At 51.8% G+C, this 17,241-nt stretch carries 14 protein-coding genes and 1 tRNA gene; 10 read left to right on the top strand and 5 right to left on the bottom strand.

The window, feature by feature from the left end; translation table 11 throughout:
• Positions 1-440: 440 nt before the first annotated feature.
• Both ACNA05_RS04060 and lepA read right to left on the bottom strand, forming a co-directional pair.
• Positions 441-635 (bottom strand): YodC family protein, encoded by a 195-nt coding sequence (locus ACNA05_RS04060; RefSeq protein ID WP_415810092.1) that lies wholly within the window; start codon positions 633-635, stop codon positions 441-443.
• 208 nt (positions 636-843) lie between these two features.
• Positions 844-2,649, bottom strand: coding sequence for a translation elongation factor 4 (lepA, locus tag ACNA05_RS04055; RefSeq protein WP_415810091.1), 1,806 nt, complete (start codon positions 2,647-2,649; stop codon positions 844-846).
• 188 nt (positions 2,650-2,837) lie between these two features.
• Between lepA and katG the strand changes: the two genes are divergently transcribed.
• The gene (katG, locus tag ACNA05_RS04050) at positions 2,838-5,099 is read left to right on the top strand and encodes a catalase/peroxidase HPI (RefSeq protein WP_415810090.1); all 2,262 of its coding nucleotides are present in this window, start codon (positions 2,838-2,840) and stop codon (positions 5,097-5,099) included.
• A 61-nt stretch (positions 5,100-5,160) separates the two neighbouring features.
• Here the strand turns inward: katG and ACNA05_RS04045 are convergent, their stop codons facing one another.
• Entirely contained in the window at positions 5,161-6,057 is an 897-nt protein-coding gene (locus ACNA05_RS04045; RefSeq protein WP_415810089.1) for a hydrogen peroxide-inducible genes activator, read from the bottom strand.
• Positions 6,058-6,364: 307 nt separating this feature from the next.
• Between ACNA05_RS04045 and ACNA05_RS04040 the strand changes: the two genes are divergently transcribed.
• The 4 genes from ACNA05_RS04040 to ACNA05_RS04025 all read left to right on the top strand — a co-directional run bounded on the left by ACNA05_RS04040 (position 6,365) and on the right by ACNA05_RS04025 (position 9,513).
• Positions 6,365-6,985 (top strand): DUF1134 domain-containing protein, encoded by a 621-nt coding sequence (locus ACNA05_RS04040; protein WP_415810088.1) that lies wholly within the window; start codon positions 6,365-6,367, stop codon positions 6,983-6,985.
• A gap of 71 nt (positions 6,986-7,056) precedes the next feature.
• A complete protein-coding gene (locus ACNA05_RS04035) occupies positions 7,057-8,352 on the top strand; it encodes an SDR family oxidoreductase (RefSeq protein WP_415810087.1) in 1,296 nt (431 codons plus the stop codon).
• Between the two features lies 1 nt (position 8,353).
• Positions 8,354-8,821, top strand: coding sequence for a DUF2269 family protein (locus ACNA05_RS04030; protein ID WP_415810086.1), 468 nt, complete (start codon positions 8,354-8,356; stop codon positions 8,819-8,821).
• Positions 8,822-8,892: 71 nt separating this feature from the next.
• Positions 8,893-9,513 (top strand): cation efflux transmembrane domain-containing protein, encoded by a 621-nt coding sequence (locus tag ACNA05_RS04025; RefSeq protein ID WP_415810085.1) that lies wholly within the window; start codon positions 8,893-8,895, stop codon positions 9,511-9,513.
• A gap of 18 nt (positions 9,514-9,531) precedes the next feature.
• Here ACNA05_RS04025 and ACNA05_RS04020 read toward each other — a convergent pair whose 3' ends face one another.
• Together ACNA05_RS04020 and ACNA05_RS04015 are read right to left on the bottom strand one after the other, a co-directional pair.
• On the bottom strand, positions 9,532-11,199 hold the full coding sequence (locus tag ACNA05_RS04020; protein ID WP_415810084.1) for a homoserine dehydrogenase: 1,668 nt from the start codon (positions 11,197-11,199) through the stop codon (positions 9,532-9,534).
• Between the two features lie 129 nt (positions 11,200-11,328).
• Positions 11,329-11,823 (bottom strand): Lrp/AsnC family transcriptional regulator, encoded by a 495-nt coding sequence (locus tag ACNA05_RS04015; protein ID WP_415810083.1) that lies wholly within the window; start codon positions 11,821-11,823, stop codon positions 11,329-11,331.
• Between the two features lie 188 nt (positions 11,824-12,011).
• On the opposite strand from ACNA05_RS04015, the gene ACNA05_RS04010 reads away from it, so the two are divergent.
• The 5 genes from ACNA05_RS04010 to ACNA05_RS03990 all read left to right on the top strand — a co-directional run bounded on the left by ACNA05_RS04010 (position 12,012) and on the right by ACNA05_RS03990 (position 17,217).
• Entirely contained in the window at positions 12,012-13,289 is a 1,278-nt protein-coding gene (locus ACNA05_RS04010) for a thiamine pyrophosphate-dependent enzyme (protein ID WP_415810082.1), read from the top strand.
• Positions 13,289-14,305 (top strand): alpha-ketoacid dehydrogenase subunit beta, encoded by a 1,017-nt coding sequence (locus ACNA05_RS04005; protein ID WP_415810081.1) that lies wholly within the window; start codon positions 13,289-13,291, stop codon positions 14,303-14,305. The genes ACNA05_RS04010 and ACNA05_RS04005 overlap by 1 nt, the downstream gene beginning before the upstream one ends.
• A gap of 3 nt (positions 14,306-14,308) precedes the next feature.
• Positions 14,309-15,847, top strand: coding sequence for a 2-oxo acid dehydrogenase subunit E2 (locus ACNA05_RS04000; RefSeq protein ID WP_415810080.1), 1,539 nt, complete (start codon positions 14,309-14,311; stop codon positions 15,845-15,847).
• A 67-nt stretch (positions 15,848-15,914) separates the two neighbouring features.
• Positions 15,915-15,988, top strand: a tRNA-Met gene (locus tag ACNA05_RS03995).
• A 128-nt stretch (positions 15,989-16,116) separates the two neighbouring features.
• The gene (locus tag ACNA05_RS03990) at positions 16,117-17,217 is read left to right on the top strand and encodes a sensor histidine kinase (RefSeq protein ID WP_415810079.1); all 1,101 of its coding nucleotides are present in this window, start codon (positions 16,117-16,119) and stop codon (positions 17,215-17,217) included.
• Positions 17,218-17,241 lie beyond the last annotated feature (24 nt).

Here is a 17,241-nt window from a genome sequence, read left to right as displayed (position 1 = left end):
TCCAAAGACGCCCCTTTCGCNTNCCCCCTCCGTCACCTACGGCGACACCTCCCCCGCCCCGGCGGTGGAGGGGAAGTCAACGACTTGTCGTAGATATCAATAGCAGCGGCGTCTCTTGGGTCAATCGCCCCCCTGAAAGAGGCCTAACTCATTTTCTTTCCACCAACCGAGATAGAGGACTTTCTCGCCTCGGCCGCGGCCGCCGCTTTGTCTTTGGTTTTAACTTTTTCGGTTTCTTAGCTTCCCGATGGCTACGCTGATTACTGCCCTTGGACATGATCTGACTTTCCGATACCCGCTCGCGACCCGCAAAATCACAGGCTCTAGAGTTCAATTCCCGAAACAGGAAGTTTGAGCGGAGCACATATCCTCTGCTCAATTCGGAATTTGGCAAGGGGGTTGCGCAGAACCGCGAAGCCGCAGTTCTTGCTAAAAATGATCTACTCCCCAAACCCTGACGCGTGACGCTTCTTAACGAAAATATCCAGCATATCTTCGGGGAAGGTATCGTTGTGGAGTTTGCCGTTTCTATCAAACCATTGGCACGCCCAAGCGCCGGCGTCTGCGCCTTTGATCGTCATTTTTGGACCACCGGATTTAAGGCGGACGATTTGGCCTATTTCGAAAATTTCCATCTTGGGCTTTCTTTTTCGGATTTAAATTTAGGCATTAAATTAGTTTCTAAGTGACTCAAACTCATACGGGGCTGGAGGCATCAGCGTATTATCTACTTCGCGGAGCAGACCTTCCTAAAATAAGGTTTTAGCATGTCACGCCGATGAGACATCGTGTTCGCTGTCGCTCACGCTTCACGGTTCCTGAAATTGATTTCCCAAATCAATTTCAGGAATCGTCCATTTTAAGCGCCGCGATAAAGGCTTCTTGCGGGATTTCGACTTTACCGAATTGGCGCATCCGCTTCTTACCCTTTTTTTGCTTATCCAGCAGTTTGCGTTTCCGGCTGGCGTCACCGCCATAGCATTTCGCGGTGACGTCTTTGCGCATCGCGGCAATGGTTTCGCGGGCGATGATGCGTCCGCCGATGGCGGCTTGAACCGGGATTTTAAACATATGACGCGGGATGAGGTCTTTTAGGCGCTCCACCATCTGTCGTCCCCGCCCTTCGGCGTTGTTTCTGTGGACGAGCATAGAGAGCGCATCAACCGGATCGTCATTGACCAGAATAGACATTTTGACCAAATCGCCTTCGCGCAGGCCGATGCCCTGATAGTCAAAACTGGCATAGCCTTTGGAGACAGATTTGAGCCGATCGTAAAAATCAAACACAACTTCATTGAGCGGGAGCTCATATTCTACCATGGCGCGCTGCCCGACATAGGTGAGCGCGGTTTGAATGCCGCGTCTGTCTTGGCAGAGTTTCAAAATGCCGCCGAGATAATCATCCGGCGTCATAATGGTCGCTTTGATCCAGGGCTCTTGAATGCTCTCAATATGCATGACGTCCGGCATGTCGGCCGGGTTATGAAGCTGGATGTCTTCGCCGTCGCGCATATTCAGCGTGTAAACAACGGACGGGGCGGTCGTGATCAGGTCGAGGTCAAATTCACGCTCGAGACGCTCCTGAATAATCTCGAGATGCAATAGTCCGAGGAAGCCGCAGCGGAAACCAAAGCCGAGCGCGGCTGATGTTTCCATTTCGTATGAGAAACTTGCATCATTGAGGCGCAGGCGGCCCATGGCGTCGCGCAAATCATCAAAATCCGCCGCATCGACCGGGAAGATTCCGCAGAACACAACGGGCTGGGCCGGTTTAAACCCGGGCAAGGCTTTTTCGGTCGGGCGTTTGTCTTCGGTGACGGTATCGCCCACCGCCGCGTCCGCGACTTCTTTGATAGAGGCGGTGAAGAACCCGACTTCGCCCGGCCCCACAGACGCCACATCGGTCGGTTTGGGTTTGAACACACCGACTTTATCGACGGTATAACTCGCGCCCGTGTTCATCGTGCGAATGCGCATGCCTTTTTTGATCGTGCCTTCCATAACGCGGAACAGAACGACCACGCCCATATAGGTGTCATACCACGCATCGACGAGCATGCCTTTGAGCGGCGCGTCCGGGTCTGATTCTGCTGGTGGGGGGAGGCGGCGCACGATCGATTCCAAGACGTCTTCAACGCCGATTCCGGATTTTGCCGAACATTCCACCGCGTCTGAGGTGTCCAGCCCGATAACATCTTCGATTTGGGCTTTGACCCTCTCGGCATCAGCGGCCGGCAGATCGATTTTGTTCAGCACGGGGACGATTTCGTGGTCATGGTCGATCGCCTGATAAACATTGGCGAGGGTTTGCGCTTCGACCCCTTGGGAGGCGTCGACAACCAGGATAGAGCCTTCGCAAGCGGAAAGCGAGCGGGAGACTTCATAGGCGAAGTCCACGTGACCCGGCGTATCCATTAGATTGAGGATGTAAATTTCGCCGTCTTTAGCTTTGTATTCCAGGCGTACGGTCTGGGCCTTGATGGTGATGCCGCGTTCTTTTTCAATGTCCATATTGTCGAGCACTTGCTCGCGCATTTCGCGGTCCGTCAGACCGCCTGTCACGGCAATCAAGCGGTCAGCCAGAGTGGATTTCCCGTGGTCAATATGGGCCACAATGGAAAAGTTACGGATTTTACTTTGATTGGTCATTGCGGGTTATTTAGCGCAAGGCGAAAGAGAAGCAAGCCTGCTCTGCTGTGCCATAAAGCCCTCAATGAGGCCTACGGCTACGTAATAGGCAGGGCCAATAATTCTTATTGGAAAAATCGATTAGACCGATGGGATATCGCCCTTTAAGAATGGTTTATAACTTTAACACGCTTTCAGTGGAGACCCAGATGAATGAGATGACAGTCAATACAGGTGGAAAATGTCCGGTAATACATGGCGGGGGTGGGCTCCCGGGGCGTGGCAACCGCGATTGGTGGCCTGATCGTCTCGATCTTTCTATTTTGCACCAACATCACGGGATGGATTCTCCTGAAGCGGAGGATTTCGATTATGCCGAAGCCTTCAATGCGGTAAATTATGATCAATTAAAATCTGACCTCAATGACCTGATGACCGATAGTCAAGAATGGTGGCCGGCCGATTGGGGGCATTATGGCCCGTTCTTTATCCGTATGGCGTGGCACGCCGCCGGGACATACCGGACCGCGGATGGCCGCGGAGGATCGTCTTCCGGGTCACAACGTTTTGCACCGCTGAATAGCTGGCCAGACAACGCCAATTTGGATAAGGCGCGCCGCCTTCTTTGGCCAATTAAGCAAAAATATGGTAAGTCTGTCTCTTGGGCGGATCTGCTCATTTTGACTGGGAATGTCGCTCTCGAAAGCATGGGTTTCAAAACATTTGGATATGCAGGTGGGCGCGAAGATATTTACACGCCGGAAAGTGATATTTACTGGGGATCTGAGGCGGAATGGCTGGAAGAGAGCGGCGGAGATAATAGCCGCTACACCGGCGAACGTGTCCTCGAAAATCCGCTCGCGGCCGTGCAGATGGGACTTATTTATGTGAACCCCGAAGGCCCGGACGGAAACCCTGACCCACAAGCCTCTGCGCATGACATCCGCGAAACTTTCGCGCGTATGGCGATGAATGACGAAGAAACAGTCGCCCTGACAGCCGGGGGACACTCTTTTGGTAAATGTCACGGAGCCGGAGATGCCAGCCTGGTCGGGGCTGAGCCGGAAGGCGCGGGAATTCTTGAACAGGGTCTGGGCTGGACCTCCACATTTGAGAGTGGTCGCGGCGGTCATACGATTACGTCCGGATTGGAGGGGGCTTGGACCCCGACTCCTACTCAATGGGCAAATGGCGACAATAAAGGCTATTTCGATATGCTGCTGGACCATGAATGGGAGCTAACAAAATCCCCGGCCGGCGCGCATCAATGGCAGCCTGTTGACCGGGACCTTCATAACATCGTCCCCGACGCTCATGACGAGTCAAAAGGGAACCCGCCTATGATGACCACGGCAGATATGGCGATGAAAGTGGATCCTGATTACCGCAAGATTTCCGAGCGGTTCCAGAAGAATCCGGATGACTTCGCGGATGTCTTCGCGCGGGCTTGGTTTAAACTTACCCACCGGGATATGGGGCCAAAGGTCCGTTATGTCGGCCCGGAAGTTCCAAAGGAAGATTTGCTTTGGCAAGACCCGATTCCGGCTTGCGACCACCCCGTCATAGGTGACGCCGATGTGGCGGAGCTAAAGAAGACTATTTTGAAGAGCGATTTGAGCCTCTCCGATCTCGTCAAGACGGCTTGGGCTTCGGCCGGTCATTATCGTAACTCCGACAAGCGCGGCGGCGCCAACGGCGCGCGTATTCGTCTGGAACCCGCGGTGAACTGGGACGTCAACGAGCCTGATAATCTGAAACGCGTGTTAAAGGTTTTGGAAGGCATTCGATCGGATTTCAACGGAAAAGCCGATGGCGGTAAGAAAGTCTCTATGGCAGACCTCATTGTTCTCGGCGGGACGGCTGCGGTAGAAAAGGCTGCCAAGGACGGCGGGCACGACATAAGTGTCGAGTTCATTCCAGGCCGTATGGATGCATCTCAAGATATGACAGATGCCGAGTCCTATGACGTATTAGAGCCGCAAGCCGATGGTTTCCGCAATTATGTTAAAGCGGATTATTCCATTCCTGTCGAAGCGCTTATGGTTGACCGCGCGCAGTTGCTGGACCTCACGGCCCCGCAGATGACGGTGTTGATTGGCGGCCTTCGCGTGCTCGGGGCGAATTATAAAGACAGTAAGGACGGCATGTTCACCGACCGACCCGGCGTTCTGTCAAACGACTTCTTCGTCAATTTGCTCGATATGGGCACAGTTTGGGAAGACACTGACGGAAATGAAATGAACTTCGTCGGCAAAGACCGAAAAACAGGCGAGAAGAAATTTACCGCTACACGCGCTGATCTAATCTTCGGGTCTAATTCCGAACTCCGCGCTCTCAGTGAGTTCTACGGCGCAAGTGACGGCGAAGAAGCGTTCATTCGTGAATTTGCAAAAGCTTGGACGAAAGTCATGAACAATGACCGCTTTGACCTAAGCGATGACAGCAAGCACGCGGACGAAAAAGCCGCTTAGAAAAGCCTAATGTTTGAAGCAAGCCGTGCGCCCTTCGGGTCGTGCGGCTTTTTTTATTTAATCAAAAGGACTCCGGTAACCCTTCGCGGATAACCTCAGCCAATGCCTGAATGGCTTTTTGGCGCGGAAAACGCTTTCGATAGGTCAGATATATCTGACGTGAAGCGCCTTTATCTGTCAGTCTATGAGAGCTGAGGTCTAATTCCGAAATCCAACCGCCGCGCATGGCCAGGGCCGGCACGAGAGTAACCCCTTGCCCCGAGGCCACAAGATTGATGAGCGTTTCAAGACTGGTGGCCCGCAGGCTTTGCTGCCGCCGTTTTTGCGCGGGTCGGCAAATGGATAACGCTTGATCGCGGAAACAATGTCCTTCGGTTAGCAATAGGACATCTTCGTCTTTCACATCTGCCATGGAAACTTTTTCGAGGTTTGCCAGCTCATGGTCTTTGGGAAATAAAAGCCAGAAAGGTTCTACGTAAAGCTCTATAGCGTCTAAGCTATCTTCCATCGGAGGCGTGGCTAACACCGCCACATCCAGGTCTCCCATGACTAATGCTTCGTTCAGTCGGTCGGTAATATCTTCGCGATAATGAATGGTCATATTGGGGAGCGTGGTTTGGAGTTTCGTGACAAAGCGCGGAATTAAATAAGGCGCAATGGTTGGGATCAGGCCGAGGGATAATGTTCCGGCCAGGGGATCTTGCGCCATGGCGGCCACGTCTTTGATGCGCTGCGCGGCGTCTCTGGCGTCCCGAGCAATGGCGATAATTTCTTTCCCGATTCCCGTCACGCGAATGCCTTTGTGGCTTCGTTCAAAAAGAGTGACCCCTAATTCGGCCTCTAGCTTTTTGATCTGCCCTGACAGTGTCGGCTGGCTGACATAGCAGGCTTCAGCCGCTTGTCCAAAATGGCCAATGTCGGCAACCGCGCAAATATAATCTAAATCTCTGAGGTTCATATGCTGAGCTTAATAGATAGAGTAAATCTATCAAGATGATAGAATCAATCGATTATGCAAACCACAATCGAGCCTATATACACTGCCTAACGCTTTAAATTAGCGTCCCTATCTCAAGTTCCTCCCTTTACTTGAGCTTAGAACCCGAGACTTGTTGCCCCCCTATAGTCTCGGGTTCATCTTATTCAGGAAAATTGTTCGTCAGTTTCAGCCTGCCTCACACATTAACTCTTGCTCATTCGCAGCGTATTTTTGTTATTTATTAACTATAAAGCCAGACGTTGGCCGGAAATGAATGAGGCCCCTTATGTTTAATTCTGTCCTGCAATCCGTCGCGACGTTTTCCGCCGCTGTCTTGTTACTTTCCGCCTGCGCGACCGCGCCGAATAACCCCAATGCCAATAGTGATATTCGGAACGCCCAGGCCAAGTCTGAGGCGCAAGCCGAAAGCTACAATGAAAATGAAGTTGTCGCGGCGATTTCCACACATTTGGGCGTCACAAGTGAAAGCGCGGCCTCCGCGATTGAGCGTCTGTTTAAAGAGCGCGGGCGTCCGACGGCCTATATCACGGGCGAAGAGGGCGGCGGCGCACTGACCATTGGCGCGCGTTACGGCAAAGGTACGCTTTGGATGAAAGACGGACGCACAGCAGAAGTTTTTTGGCAAGGTCCGACCGTCGGGTTTGATGTGGGGGCGGAAGCCGGAAAAGTTTTCACACTCGTTTACGGTTTGGAAGACCCCGTCAATGTGTATCGCCGTTTTCCGGGTGTGGACGGATCGGCTTACCTTGTCGCCGGTATGGCGATTAATTATCAGGCGGCAAACGGAATCACCCTCGCCCCGGTTCGAACAGGCGTAGGCCTTCGCCTCGGCGCCAATGTCGGCTATACGAGCTATACAAAGAAGCGGAGCATTCTACCGTTTTAGTTTGAGGCCGATTTGCGAAATCAACTGACGTATCATTTTGACTGCCGAGACGTTTCGAAGGGCAGGGGCAATTGCGTGTATTAGTGCTTGGCGGGTATGGCCTGATAGGGCTGGCGGTTTCTAAATCCCTATTGAAACAGGGGAATCAAGTTACCGGATTGGCCAGGTCGGCCAAAAAGGGCAGAAAGTTTCTACCCGAGGCAGCTTGGATTTCAGCCGATATATCCAAACTAACTGACCCAAAAGACTGGCTCGAACATCTCGATCATATTGATGCGGTGGTAAATGCTGCCGGAATTTTACAAAATGGATTGAAGGATAATGTCGCGGCAACGCAGCGCGATTCCATCAAGGCCTTGATCAAAGCCTGTGAGCAAAAAGGGGTTGCAAAATTTATCCAAATATCTGCGCCGGGCGCTACGAGGTCTGCAGAAACTCTTTTTTATCAAACCAAGGCTGCAGCAGATGAGGCGTTGAAAAAGAGCCGTTTGAAGTGGACAATTTTAAGACCCGGCCTTGTCATTTCGCCGAACGCGTATGGCGGAACAAGCCTGCTGCGTATGCTGGCTGCATTTCCGCTCATTCAACCGCTGGTCATGCCAAATGCCCGGATTCAGACAATCTCCGTTCGCGACGTAGCCTATGCAGTTTCCGTCGCCCTTGGCGAAGACAGCTTGGCCGGGCAGGATTTCGATCTCGTTGAAGAAGGTTCCCAGACACTCACCGAACTAATTCTCAGCTTTCGAGCTTGGCTTGGATTTACCAAGCCCGCTTTCGTTATATCTGTCCCAAACTGGGTGGGAGGTATGGTCTCTAAAATAGCTGATTTTGCGGGGTGGTTGGGATGGCGTTCGTCCTTGCGTTCCACATCTCTGAAAGTGCTTACTCAAAACGTCACGGGCGATCCGGCGCCTTGGACACACGAGACGGGTCACGTTCCGCAAAGTTTGAAACGAAGTTTAAAAGACCTGCCTCCTACGGCGCAGGAAAGACTCTATGCGCGCGCAAAGCTCTTATTTCCTTTGCTGCTGATCACCATGTCAGCGTTTTGGCTTACTTCAGGCGTCATAGGCATGTTCCAACAGGATAAGGCCGTGGCTATCCTTGAGGGGGCTTTGCCGGAAACTACCGCTATTTTATCTGTTTTGTTGGGATCTCTTATAGATATTGGTATCGGTCTTTTAGTTTTATTCCGACCATTGACCCGTTTCATGAGTCTTTTCTCAATTCTCGTAGCTGTAGGGTATCTCATCGCGAGTGCCGTTTTGACCCCGCACCTTTGGAGCGATCCATTGGGGCCGATGGTAAAAGTCTTTCCCGCTATTGCTCTCGCCCTGGTCATCGCAAGCCTAGCGGAGGAGCGGTAGAATGTGGATTGATCTTTTAAGATGGGCGCATGTGATCGGCGCAACAGTCTTGCTCGGGACCGGGGCAGGCATCGCATTTTTTATGGTGATGGCCCACCGGACGGGCGACGTGAAACTGATCGCTCATACTGCAGGCATAGTGGTGGTCGCGGATTGGGTTTTCACAGCCTCCGCCGTTATCATACAGCCCATAACAGGGATATTACTCGCAAAATCGATCGGCTGGCCCATAATGCATGGCTGGGTGCTATGGTCACTCATATTGTATGTATTGGTTGGCTTATTTTGGTTGCCTGTGGTCTGGATGCAACAGCAGATGAGGGATTTAGCGCGAAATGCTATGCTCAATGGTCACGTATTGCCGACACGCTATTTCAAGTTATATCGAATATGGTTTGCTTGCGGATTTCCAGCATTCTTTGCCGTCCTTGGAATTGTCTGGCTGATGATATCAAGGCCTGTTCTTTAAAATATTTTCATATGCGCATGAGATACATTTCTCCCTTGTCAAACTGAGGGGAGAAAATGTTAGTCTGACCCATGGGAAAATGTTGCGAACCACAAGTCTTCACCGGACTCTCAAAGGGGTATAAGCGAGCGCTTATAGCTGTCATTTTAATTAATGCGGTGATGTTTTTCGTTGAAATGGCCGCTGGGTTCTCGTCTCAATCCCAAGCGCTAAAAGCTGACGCCCTCGATTTTGCCGGGGATTCTGTAACCTATGCGATTAGTCTCGCTGTCATTGGTGCAGCGGTAAGAACGCGTGCTTTGGCCTCGCTTTTTAAAGGCGCGTCGCTGGGACTGATGGCTCTGGTTATTCTCGTGACGACAGGTCTACGGTTTTTTGAGGGCGGCGCCCCAGAAGCTCACACGATGGGTTTGATTGGCGCCCTCGCGTTCCTAGCCAATATGGCAAGCGTGTTCATTCTTTTGAAATGGCGAGACGGGGATTCAAATGTCCGCTCTGTTTGGCTTTGTTCGCGCAATGACGCCATCGGAAATGTCGGAGTTATATTGGCCGGCTTTGCGGTAGCCTTTACGGGCTCTGCTTGGCCGGATTTAATTGTCGCTGGATTGATGGCGGCGATCTTCTTGCAATCCGCCGCCTCTATCATAATGCAGGCGCGAACTGAATTGAAGCAAGCCGAAAGCACGGCTTAGACTAAAGGCTAGCCGCGTCTATAAATTGAGGGCCGAAATGTCGAATAGATCTGCCATGACCGATTCTGTCGTCGGCCAACGCCCGGCGCCTTTGCCGCGGATGCGATATTGATCGCCGTCATCAAAATCAAAAACAGCGTGGGCTTCTTCGCCTTCGGCTTTGGCCAAAAAGTTATTTAGGCTGAGGTCTTTTAAATCGAGCCGGGACGAGAACCCGTTGGAATCTTTCCAGACAGTCGCGATGCGCTTTATCGATCCCTTTGGCGGCTCCGTTGGGTTGAAGTTTTCGATAGAGTCGCGGTGGATGTCGTCAATGGTGATTTCTTCGTCAAAGCCGAGCAGGGCGACAAGTAGAATTTTAGCGCCGGCATCGGCCCCGTTCACGTCATTGGACGGATCGGCTTCGGCAAACCCTTTTTCCTGCGCGTCGGCCAGAGCGTCTTCATAAGACCGTCCCTTGCTGATTTCGCCGAGCATGAAGTTGGTTGTCCCGTTAAGCAAAGCCTGAACGCGGGTTATGCGCCCCTTTTCACGTTTGCACATTTCTAGAACCGGCATTCCGCCGCCGGCAGAAGCTGAGAAAAGCAGCTCTACGCCTTTGCTTTCTGCCAGATTAATTAACTCGCGTCCGCCTTTGGCGATGGCTTGTTTATTGGCACTGACGACATGAACGCCCGCCTCAATCATAGCGCGAGTGTTTGATAGAGCAGGTTCTATACCGCCGGAGACATCAATAAAGATATCCGGCTTGGCCGCCGCGAGGTCGTCAAATTCTGTTGTCAGTAGGTCGGGACTATAGCCTTGGTCGATATATTTTTCGATATCGCGCACCATGATTTTGACCATCTCGAACTTATCGGGGGAGGCTTTCATCCGCCGGAACACACCGCCGCCGACGACGCCGCAGCCCATCATAGCGACGCGCAGTTTTTTAAACTTCGGGGCCGCAGAAAGCGGGCCTGTTTTTGAGCCGATGGTAGTGTAAAGCGGGATGCCGGGCCGCCCGATACGGAAAGATTGTTCGTGCTTTTTGGCAAACCCCAAGGCTTTGGGTTCGACAAGCGGGCCGGCGACTTTTGCCATGTCGTCCCAGCTGATATCGCTGTAACGCTCTGGACTGTCTCCGGATTGTTTCGGGTCGCGGGCGTAAACGCCGTCGACATCTTTGAGAAGCAGGGCCGGGGAGTCGATTTGGTCCGCCACGAACAAAGCCGTCAAATCCGATCCGCCTTGGCCGAGAAGAACAGTTCGGTCCTTATCGCCAATTGCCACATAGCCGGGCATTACGACAATATCATGATCTTTCAAATCCTGGTGGAGTTGGTCGGCGTCTAACCCGGTTAGCTCTGCCTCCGTCGAACTCCCTTTTGCGGTGAGGCCCAAATCACGGGCTTGGCGCACAAATGCTGGGGCGCCGATACGCTCCAGCGCGAGCGCTAAAAGAGCGGCGGAGCGGCGTTCACCGAGTTGAATAAGTTCTGGTAGGTTCTTAGCTTGACCTTCGGGGCCAATTCGACGGGCTTCGGCGAGCAAAACATCGCTTTGGTCGCCTTGCGCGGAGGTAACGGCGACCACGTTTTGGCCTTGTCGGTAATGCCGGTAAATCTCTGAGGCCGCATTGGTGTAATCTTCTAGTGTCCGCAAAACGCTGTGGCCGAAGTTGAGGACAATAACGGGAACGGGCATGACAAACTTTCCGCAATAAATGACAGCTTAAACAAACTGTGCGGTTAAGGCCGCTGCACCTCTAAGTCAACAAAAGCGACCTCAAAAGGGGTCGTCACGGGAAGATTTTACCGTAAATGAAGAAATAGGCTAATGGCGAGGCACAGCATTGCTTATAAGGTTTAAGGGTATCGCATTCGTGTCCTTGCTCTGGCGCAGGACAATGCGCGACTGAACATCTGAAATGAGATCAATGGAGAGAAGGGTTTCGCGCAGAAAATCCTCGTAAGAGTGCATATCTTTCGTCACGATACGCAGCATGAAATCCACGGCTCCTGTCACAACGGCGCATTGAATAACTTCCGGCATTCGCGCGACAGAATTTTCAAATTTTTCCATATTGGCGCGATTGGGAAGACCGAGTTTTACGGCGACGAAAACTTCGAAATCCAGCCCTAGTTTAGAGCGGTTTAAAATGGTAACACGGTTTTCAATAATGCCGAGTTCTTCCATACGCTTGATGCGCCGCCAGCAAGGGGAAGAGGAAAGCCCGACTTGTTCAGAGATATCCGCGACGGATAATCCGGCATTATTCTGGATTAAGTGCAGAATTTTGGCGTCGATGTTGTCGATAATTTCGGGCATGTGAACCTCTGATACTAAGAATTTACGCAAAAAATTAGCGTCTGTCCCTTGTTATAGCTGTAAAGCGTTATGATTATAGCGTGATTTTTGGATAAATTACATTCCAAAGTCAATCTTTCCGCAACGATTACGGTGGATTGCACGTAAATGTGATAAGAATAACGCGAAAAACCGCTAAAAGGGATAGAATGGGTCAGTCAGCTGAAAATAAAGCTCGAGCAGAGCGAAATCTTTCCAATCAATCAAAGCTCTTTGTGCCGGAGCCGCAATTTCGTCCGGGAGATACGCCGGACTATTCTCATATTTCGATTCCGACGAACCATTCCCCTTCGCGCCCCGACCCGCTCTGCGACGCGCATGATACCGTTGAGCACGCGCTGAAGCTTATTCGCGTCCTTCGCTTTAACGGCGAAGCGGACGGTGACTGGAAACCGGACCTGTCCGCAGATCAAATGCGTGAGGGCCTGCGCCACATGATGCGCACCCGCGCGATGGATGAGCGCATGTTTACGATGCAGCGTCAGGGCAAAATGAGCTTTTATATGAAGTCCACCGGCGAAGAAGCCGTTAGCGTGGGCCACGCTATGGCGCTCCGTGATGAAGATATGACGTTCCCGACCTATCGCCAGCAAGGCATTTTGATTGCCCGCGGCGCGTCCATGAAAGAAATGATGTGTCAGGTTCTTTCAAATTCCGGTGATCCGCTAGACGGCAAGTCTATCCCAGTTCTCTACTCTTTCAAGAAACACGGTTTCTTTTCGATCTCTGGCAATTTGGCGACGCAGCTTATTCAGGGCGTCGGCTGGGCGATGGCCGAAGCTTATAAAAATACAGACGGTATTGCCTCTGTCTTCACGGGCGAGGGCGCAACCGCCGAAGGTGACTTCCATTATGCACTAAACTTTGCGTCTACTTACCGCGCGCCGTGCATTATTAACGTCGTGAATAATCAGTGGGCGATTTCCAGTTTCCAAGGTATCGCGGCGGGCCGCGGTGAAACTTTTGCCGCCCGCGGAACGGGCTACGGCCTCGCGACATTGCGGGTCGACGGTAATGACCTGCTGGCTGTGTATGCGGCGACCAAGTGGGCGGCGGATCGCGCGCGCCAAGGCGGCGGCGCAACAATTATTGAGCATTACACTTACCGCAAAGAAGGTCATTCCACGTCGGATGACCCGTCTAAGTATCGCCCGGAAAATGAAGGCGATGTCTGGCCGTTTGGCGATCCGGTGGAGCGCCTGAAGAATCACCTCATCCATATCGATGAATGGACTGAAGAAAAACATGAGGCCTTAGCCGAAGAGCTGAAAAAAGAAGTTCGCGAAACTTTCAAGGCGGCCGAAGCCATGGGCTCCGTTGCCAATTCCACGCAACTTCCTGATAGCACGATGTTTGAACAAGTTTATGAAACAGAGCCAGATCACCTTCTTCGTCAAAGAGAGATGTTTCAGGGGGAGATAGACTAATGGCTAAAATGAGCATGATCGAAGCCATCCGCGACGCGATGGATGTAAAAATGACCGAAGACCGCGACGTCTTGGTTTTCGGCGAAGATGTCGGCTATTTCGGCGGGGTGTTCCGCTGCACGGCTGGACTACAGGAAAAGCATGGCCTTCACCGCTGTTTTGATACGCCGATTTCCGAGGGCGGTATTGTCGGTATTGCGATCGGTATGGCGGCCAACGGCCTGCGGCCTGTCGCGGAAATCCAGTTCGCCGATTATATCTATCCGGCTTATGACCAGATTGCGTCTGAGGCTTCGCGTCTCCGCTATCGCTCAAATGGCGATTTCACCGCGCCTTTGACCATCCGCACACCTGTTGGCGGCGGCATCTATGGCGGCACAACGCACAGTCAAAGCCCCGAAGCGCTGTTCACGCATATTTCCGGTTTGAAAACTGTCATTCCGTCAAATCCATATGACGCGAAAGGTCTTTTGATTTCGGCGATTGAAGACAATGACCCGGTTTTATTCCTGGAGCCCAAACGGCTATATAATGGCCCATTTGATGGCGACCATCAGAAACCGTCCGTTGGTTGGAAAAGCCATGAGCTCGGCGAAGTTCCTGAAGGTCATTATACTGTGCCTCTGGCAAAGGCCCGCAAAATTACCGAAGGCAATGATCTCACTATCTTGGCTTATGGCACTATGGTTTGGGTTGCTGAGGCGGTTGTGAAGAATATGGGCATCAGCGCGGATGTTCTGGATCTTCGATCTTTATTGCCGCTCGACCTCGACGCAATTGTCGAATCCGTGAAGAAAACAGGACGTTGCGTTATCATCCACGAAGCGACACGCACCTCCGGCTTTGGCGGGGAACTCTCCGCTCTTGTTCAGGAACACTGTTTTTATTACCTTGAAGCCCCTATTCAGCGCGTGACAGGGTGGGATACGCCTTATCCGCACGCGCAGGAATGGGCATTCTTCCCGGGACAGAAACGTCTGACACGGGCCGTCAAAACTGTCATGAAGGCCGCTTAAATTATGGGCGAATTTATTTTCAAACTGCCGGATATCGGCGAAGGCGTTGTCGAAGCCGAGATTACGGCGTGGCATGTTTCTGTCGGTGATAAAGTCGAAGAAGACGCGCCTCTAGCCGACGCGATGACGGATAAGGCGACCATTGAGCTTACTTCGCCCGTGGAAGGCGTTGTTAAATCCCTTGGGTGTGAAGAGGGCGACGTATTCTCTGTTGGCGGTCATTTGGTCGTTTTGGAAACTGAAGGTGAGGTCGCCCTAGACGAAGAGACAGAAGAAACGTCCGAGGATGACGCGATAGAGCAAACTGAAAGCTCTTCAGCATCTGCCGGAGCGGGAGAGTTTATTTTCAAACTTCCCGATATTGGCGAAGGCGTTGTTGAAGCCGAAATTACAGCCTGGCATGTTTCTGTCGGCGATGAAGTCGAAGAAGACGCGCCTCTTGCGGATGCGATGACAGACAAAGCCACAATCGAGCTTACCTCCCCGGTGAGCGGCAAGATTTTAGCGCTTGGCTGTGAAGAGGGGGATGTGTTTTCCGTTGGAGGCCATCTTGTAACTTTGGAAGTCGAAGGGTCTGCGCCCGCGCCGGAAAGCGAGACAAAAGACGCTCCGAAAAAAGCGGAAGCGCCTGCAAAGCCTTCCTCCTCGGCGTCGAAAACACCGTCGACGCCCCCATCAACTTCAAAGAAAAAGTCATCCTCAGAGAAAGTATTGGCGAGTCCGGCCGTTCGTAAACGCGCCATGGATTCCGGTCTTGATTTGTCCAAAGCCAAAGCCAGCGGCGGCGAAGGACAGGTCACGCATGACGACCTCGATTTGCTAGAAAAAGCGGCAGAGCCGGAAGACGGCGAAACGCGCATCAAGGTGATTGGCCTACGCCGCGTCATCGCGCAGCGTATGCAGGAAGCCAAACGCAATATTCCGCATTTCACCTATGTGGAAGAAATAGACGTAACCGAGCTGGAAGCTTTCCGCGCGCGCATCAATCAGAAAAAATCCGAAGATAAGCCCAAGCTGACCGTGCTTCCGCTCATGATACGGGCGATGGCTGTCTTGCTACGTGATTGGCCGCAATTCAATGCGCGTTATATGGACGAGCAGGGCTATGTCTCGCAATTCTCAGACTTCAACTTGGGTATCGCCACGCAAACCGACATTGGCTTGGTCGTGCCTGTGTTGAGAAAAGCCCAGACGCTCTCTGTCTGGAAAATGGCTGAAGAGTTAGGCCGTTTGGCTGAAGGCGCCCGTAATAATAAGCTCAAGCCTGAAGAAATGAGCGGCGCGACAACGACGCTAACGTCTCTGGGCCCCTTAGGCGGGATAGTGACGACGCCTGTTATCAACCGCCCCGAAGTCGCGATTTTCGGTCCGAATAAAATTCGCCCGAAATTGGTGATGGAAGACGGTCAGGTGGTAGAGCGTAAAGTCATGAACTTCTCTGTGTCTTGTGACCACAGGGTTATTGATGGTTATGATGCGGCTAAGATGATGCAGGACCTGAAAGCTTTGCTGCAAGACCCGCAAATGATGTTCTTGGCCTAGTCACGGACTTACTTTTCTGCTTGGCAGACGCTTGCGTCTGTCCTATATGCCGCGCTTCGCACCGTATGGTGGGGTAGCTCAGCTGGTTAGAGCGCAGGACTCATAATCCTGAGGTCGGGGGTTCAAGTCCCCCTCCCACTACGGTGCGGATATTTTCCTTTAAATTACTATCCGATTTGGCCCCGGCGATTAAAAATACGATTGCTAAAAAGTCAAAAATATTGGAATGCTCGTTCAGGTGTTGCGGGGAAGCACCACTTGGAGGCGCAGTGCGAAAAAAGCGCAGTGAACAGCTCGTCGAATTCGACATAGCTGACAGGTTTGCAGGAAAAATTTCAGCGATCTGGGTGCAAATGGCCTTCGGCCTGTTTTGCTTTCTTTTTGCCGTCTTGGCCCGGGCGGTCGTCGATGCAATATGGACATCGGCGGGGCCTTTTTCTCTAATATATCCTGCAATTCTTATTTCCACGCTTTACGGGCGTTGGGCCTCTGGCTTGACTACCTTTTTACTCGCTTTCCTCCATGCATGGTATGTTGTCTTGCCAATGCCTTATTCTTTCTCTTTTGAGATAGCGGGCGACGGCGCCCGAACAATTGTCAATGGATGTGCGGCTTTGTTCATCTTGCTTTTTGCTGAGATTTTTAGACGCGGTATAAGCGTTGCGACTCTTGAGCGCGACCGTCAGTTGAAAATGACAAAAATCTTGATCCAAGAATTAGAGCACCGAACGAAAAATAACTTTGCGATGGTGTCTGGCCTACTCAATATGCAAAGCCGCGATCATCATTCTCAAGACGTTAAACAAGCACTGAAATTGGCATCCTCCCGCGTGAATAGTTTCTCTGCAATCCATGATTCAATTTACAGTTCTCGAGACTTTCAAGAAGAACTTGATGTTTCGGACTATCTAAATTCGCTTTGCGAAAGCTTGCGGAAAGCCTTTGCATCCAACGCCAATATCAAAATCACACTTTCCGCGGCCTCTTATAGGATGAGTCGGGATAAGGCCGTGGCGCTTGGTCTGATCCTGAACGAGATCGTGACTAATGCCATCAAACATGCGTTTCCAGATCAGCGCGAAGGGACTATCCATATTTCCTTTACAGCTGACCCTCAGCAGCCTTGGATACTCTCCATATCAGATAATGGGTGCGGTATAAAGAAACGAAAAACAAAATCCTCGAAATCAAAATCCGAAAGCTCTGCCTCTTCAGCGAAGCCTGCAGTTAAAAAAGCAAATAAAAGGGGACTGGGAACGCGGCTGATAAAAACATTCGCGCGAAACCTTGATGCGAAAATGGAAACGAAGAGCTTCGAGACGGGCACGATTTTTACGCTCACAGAAATTCTGGATAAAGGTTCTGAATAGGTTTAGCCGTCTCTGCTTAGCCAT

It is taken from the genome of Litorimonas haliclonae, assembly GCF_965138505.1.
GTDB lineage: Bacteria > Pseudomonadota > Alphaproteobacteria > Caulobacterales > Maricaulaceae > Litorimonas > Litorimonas haliclonae.
Note: the sequence above shows the minus strand (reverse complement) of the source record. Positions and strands in the feature narration are given on the sequence as shown.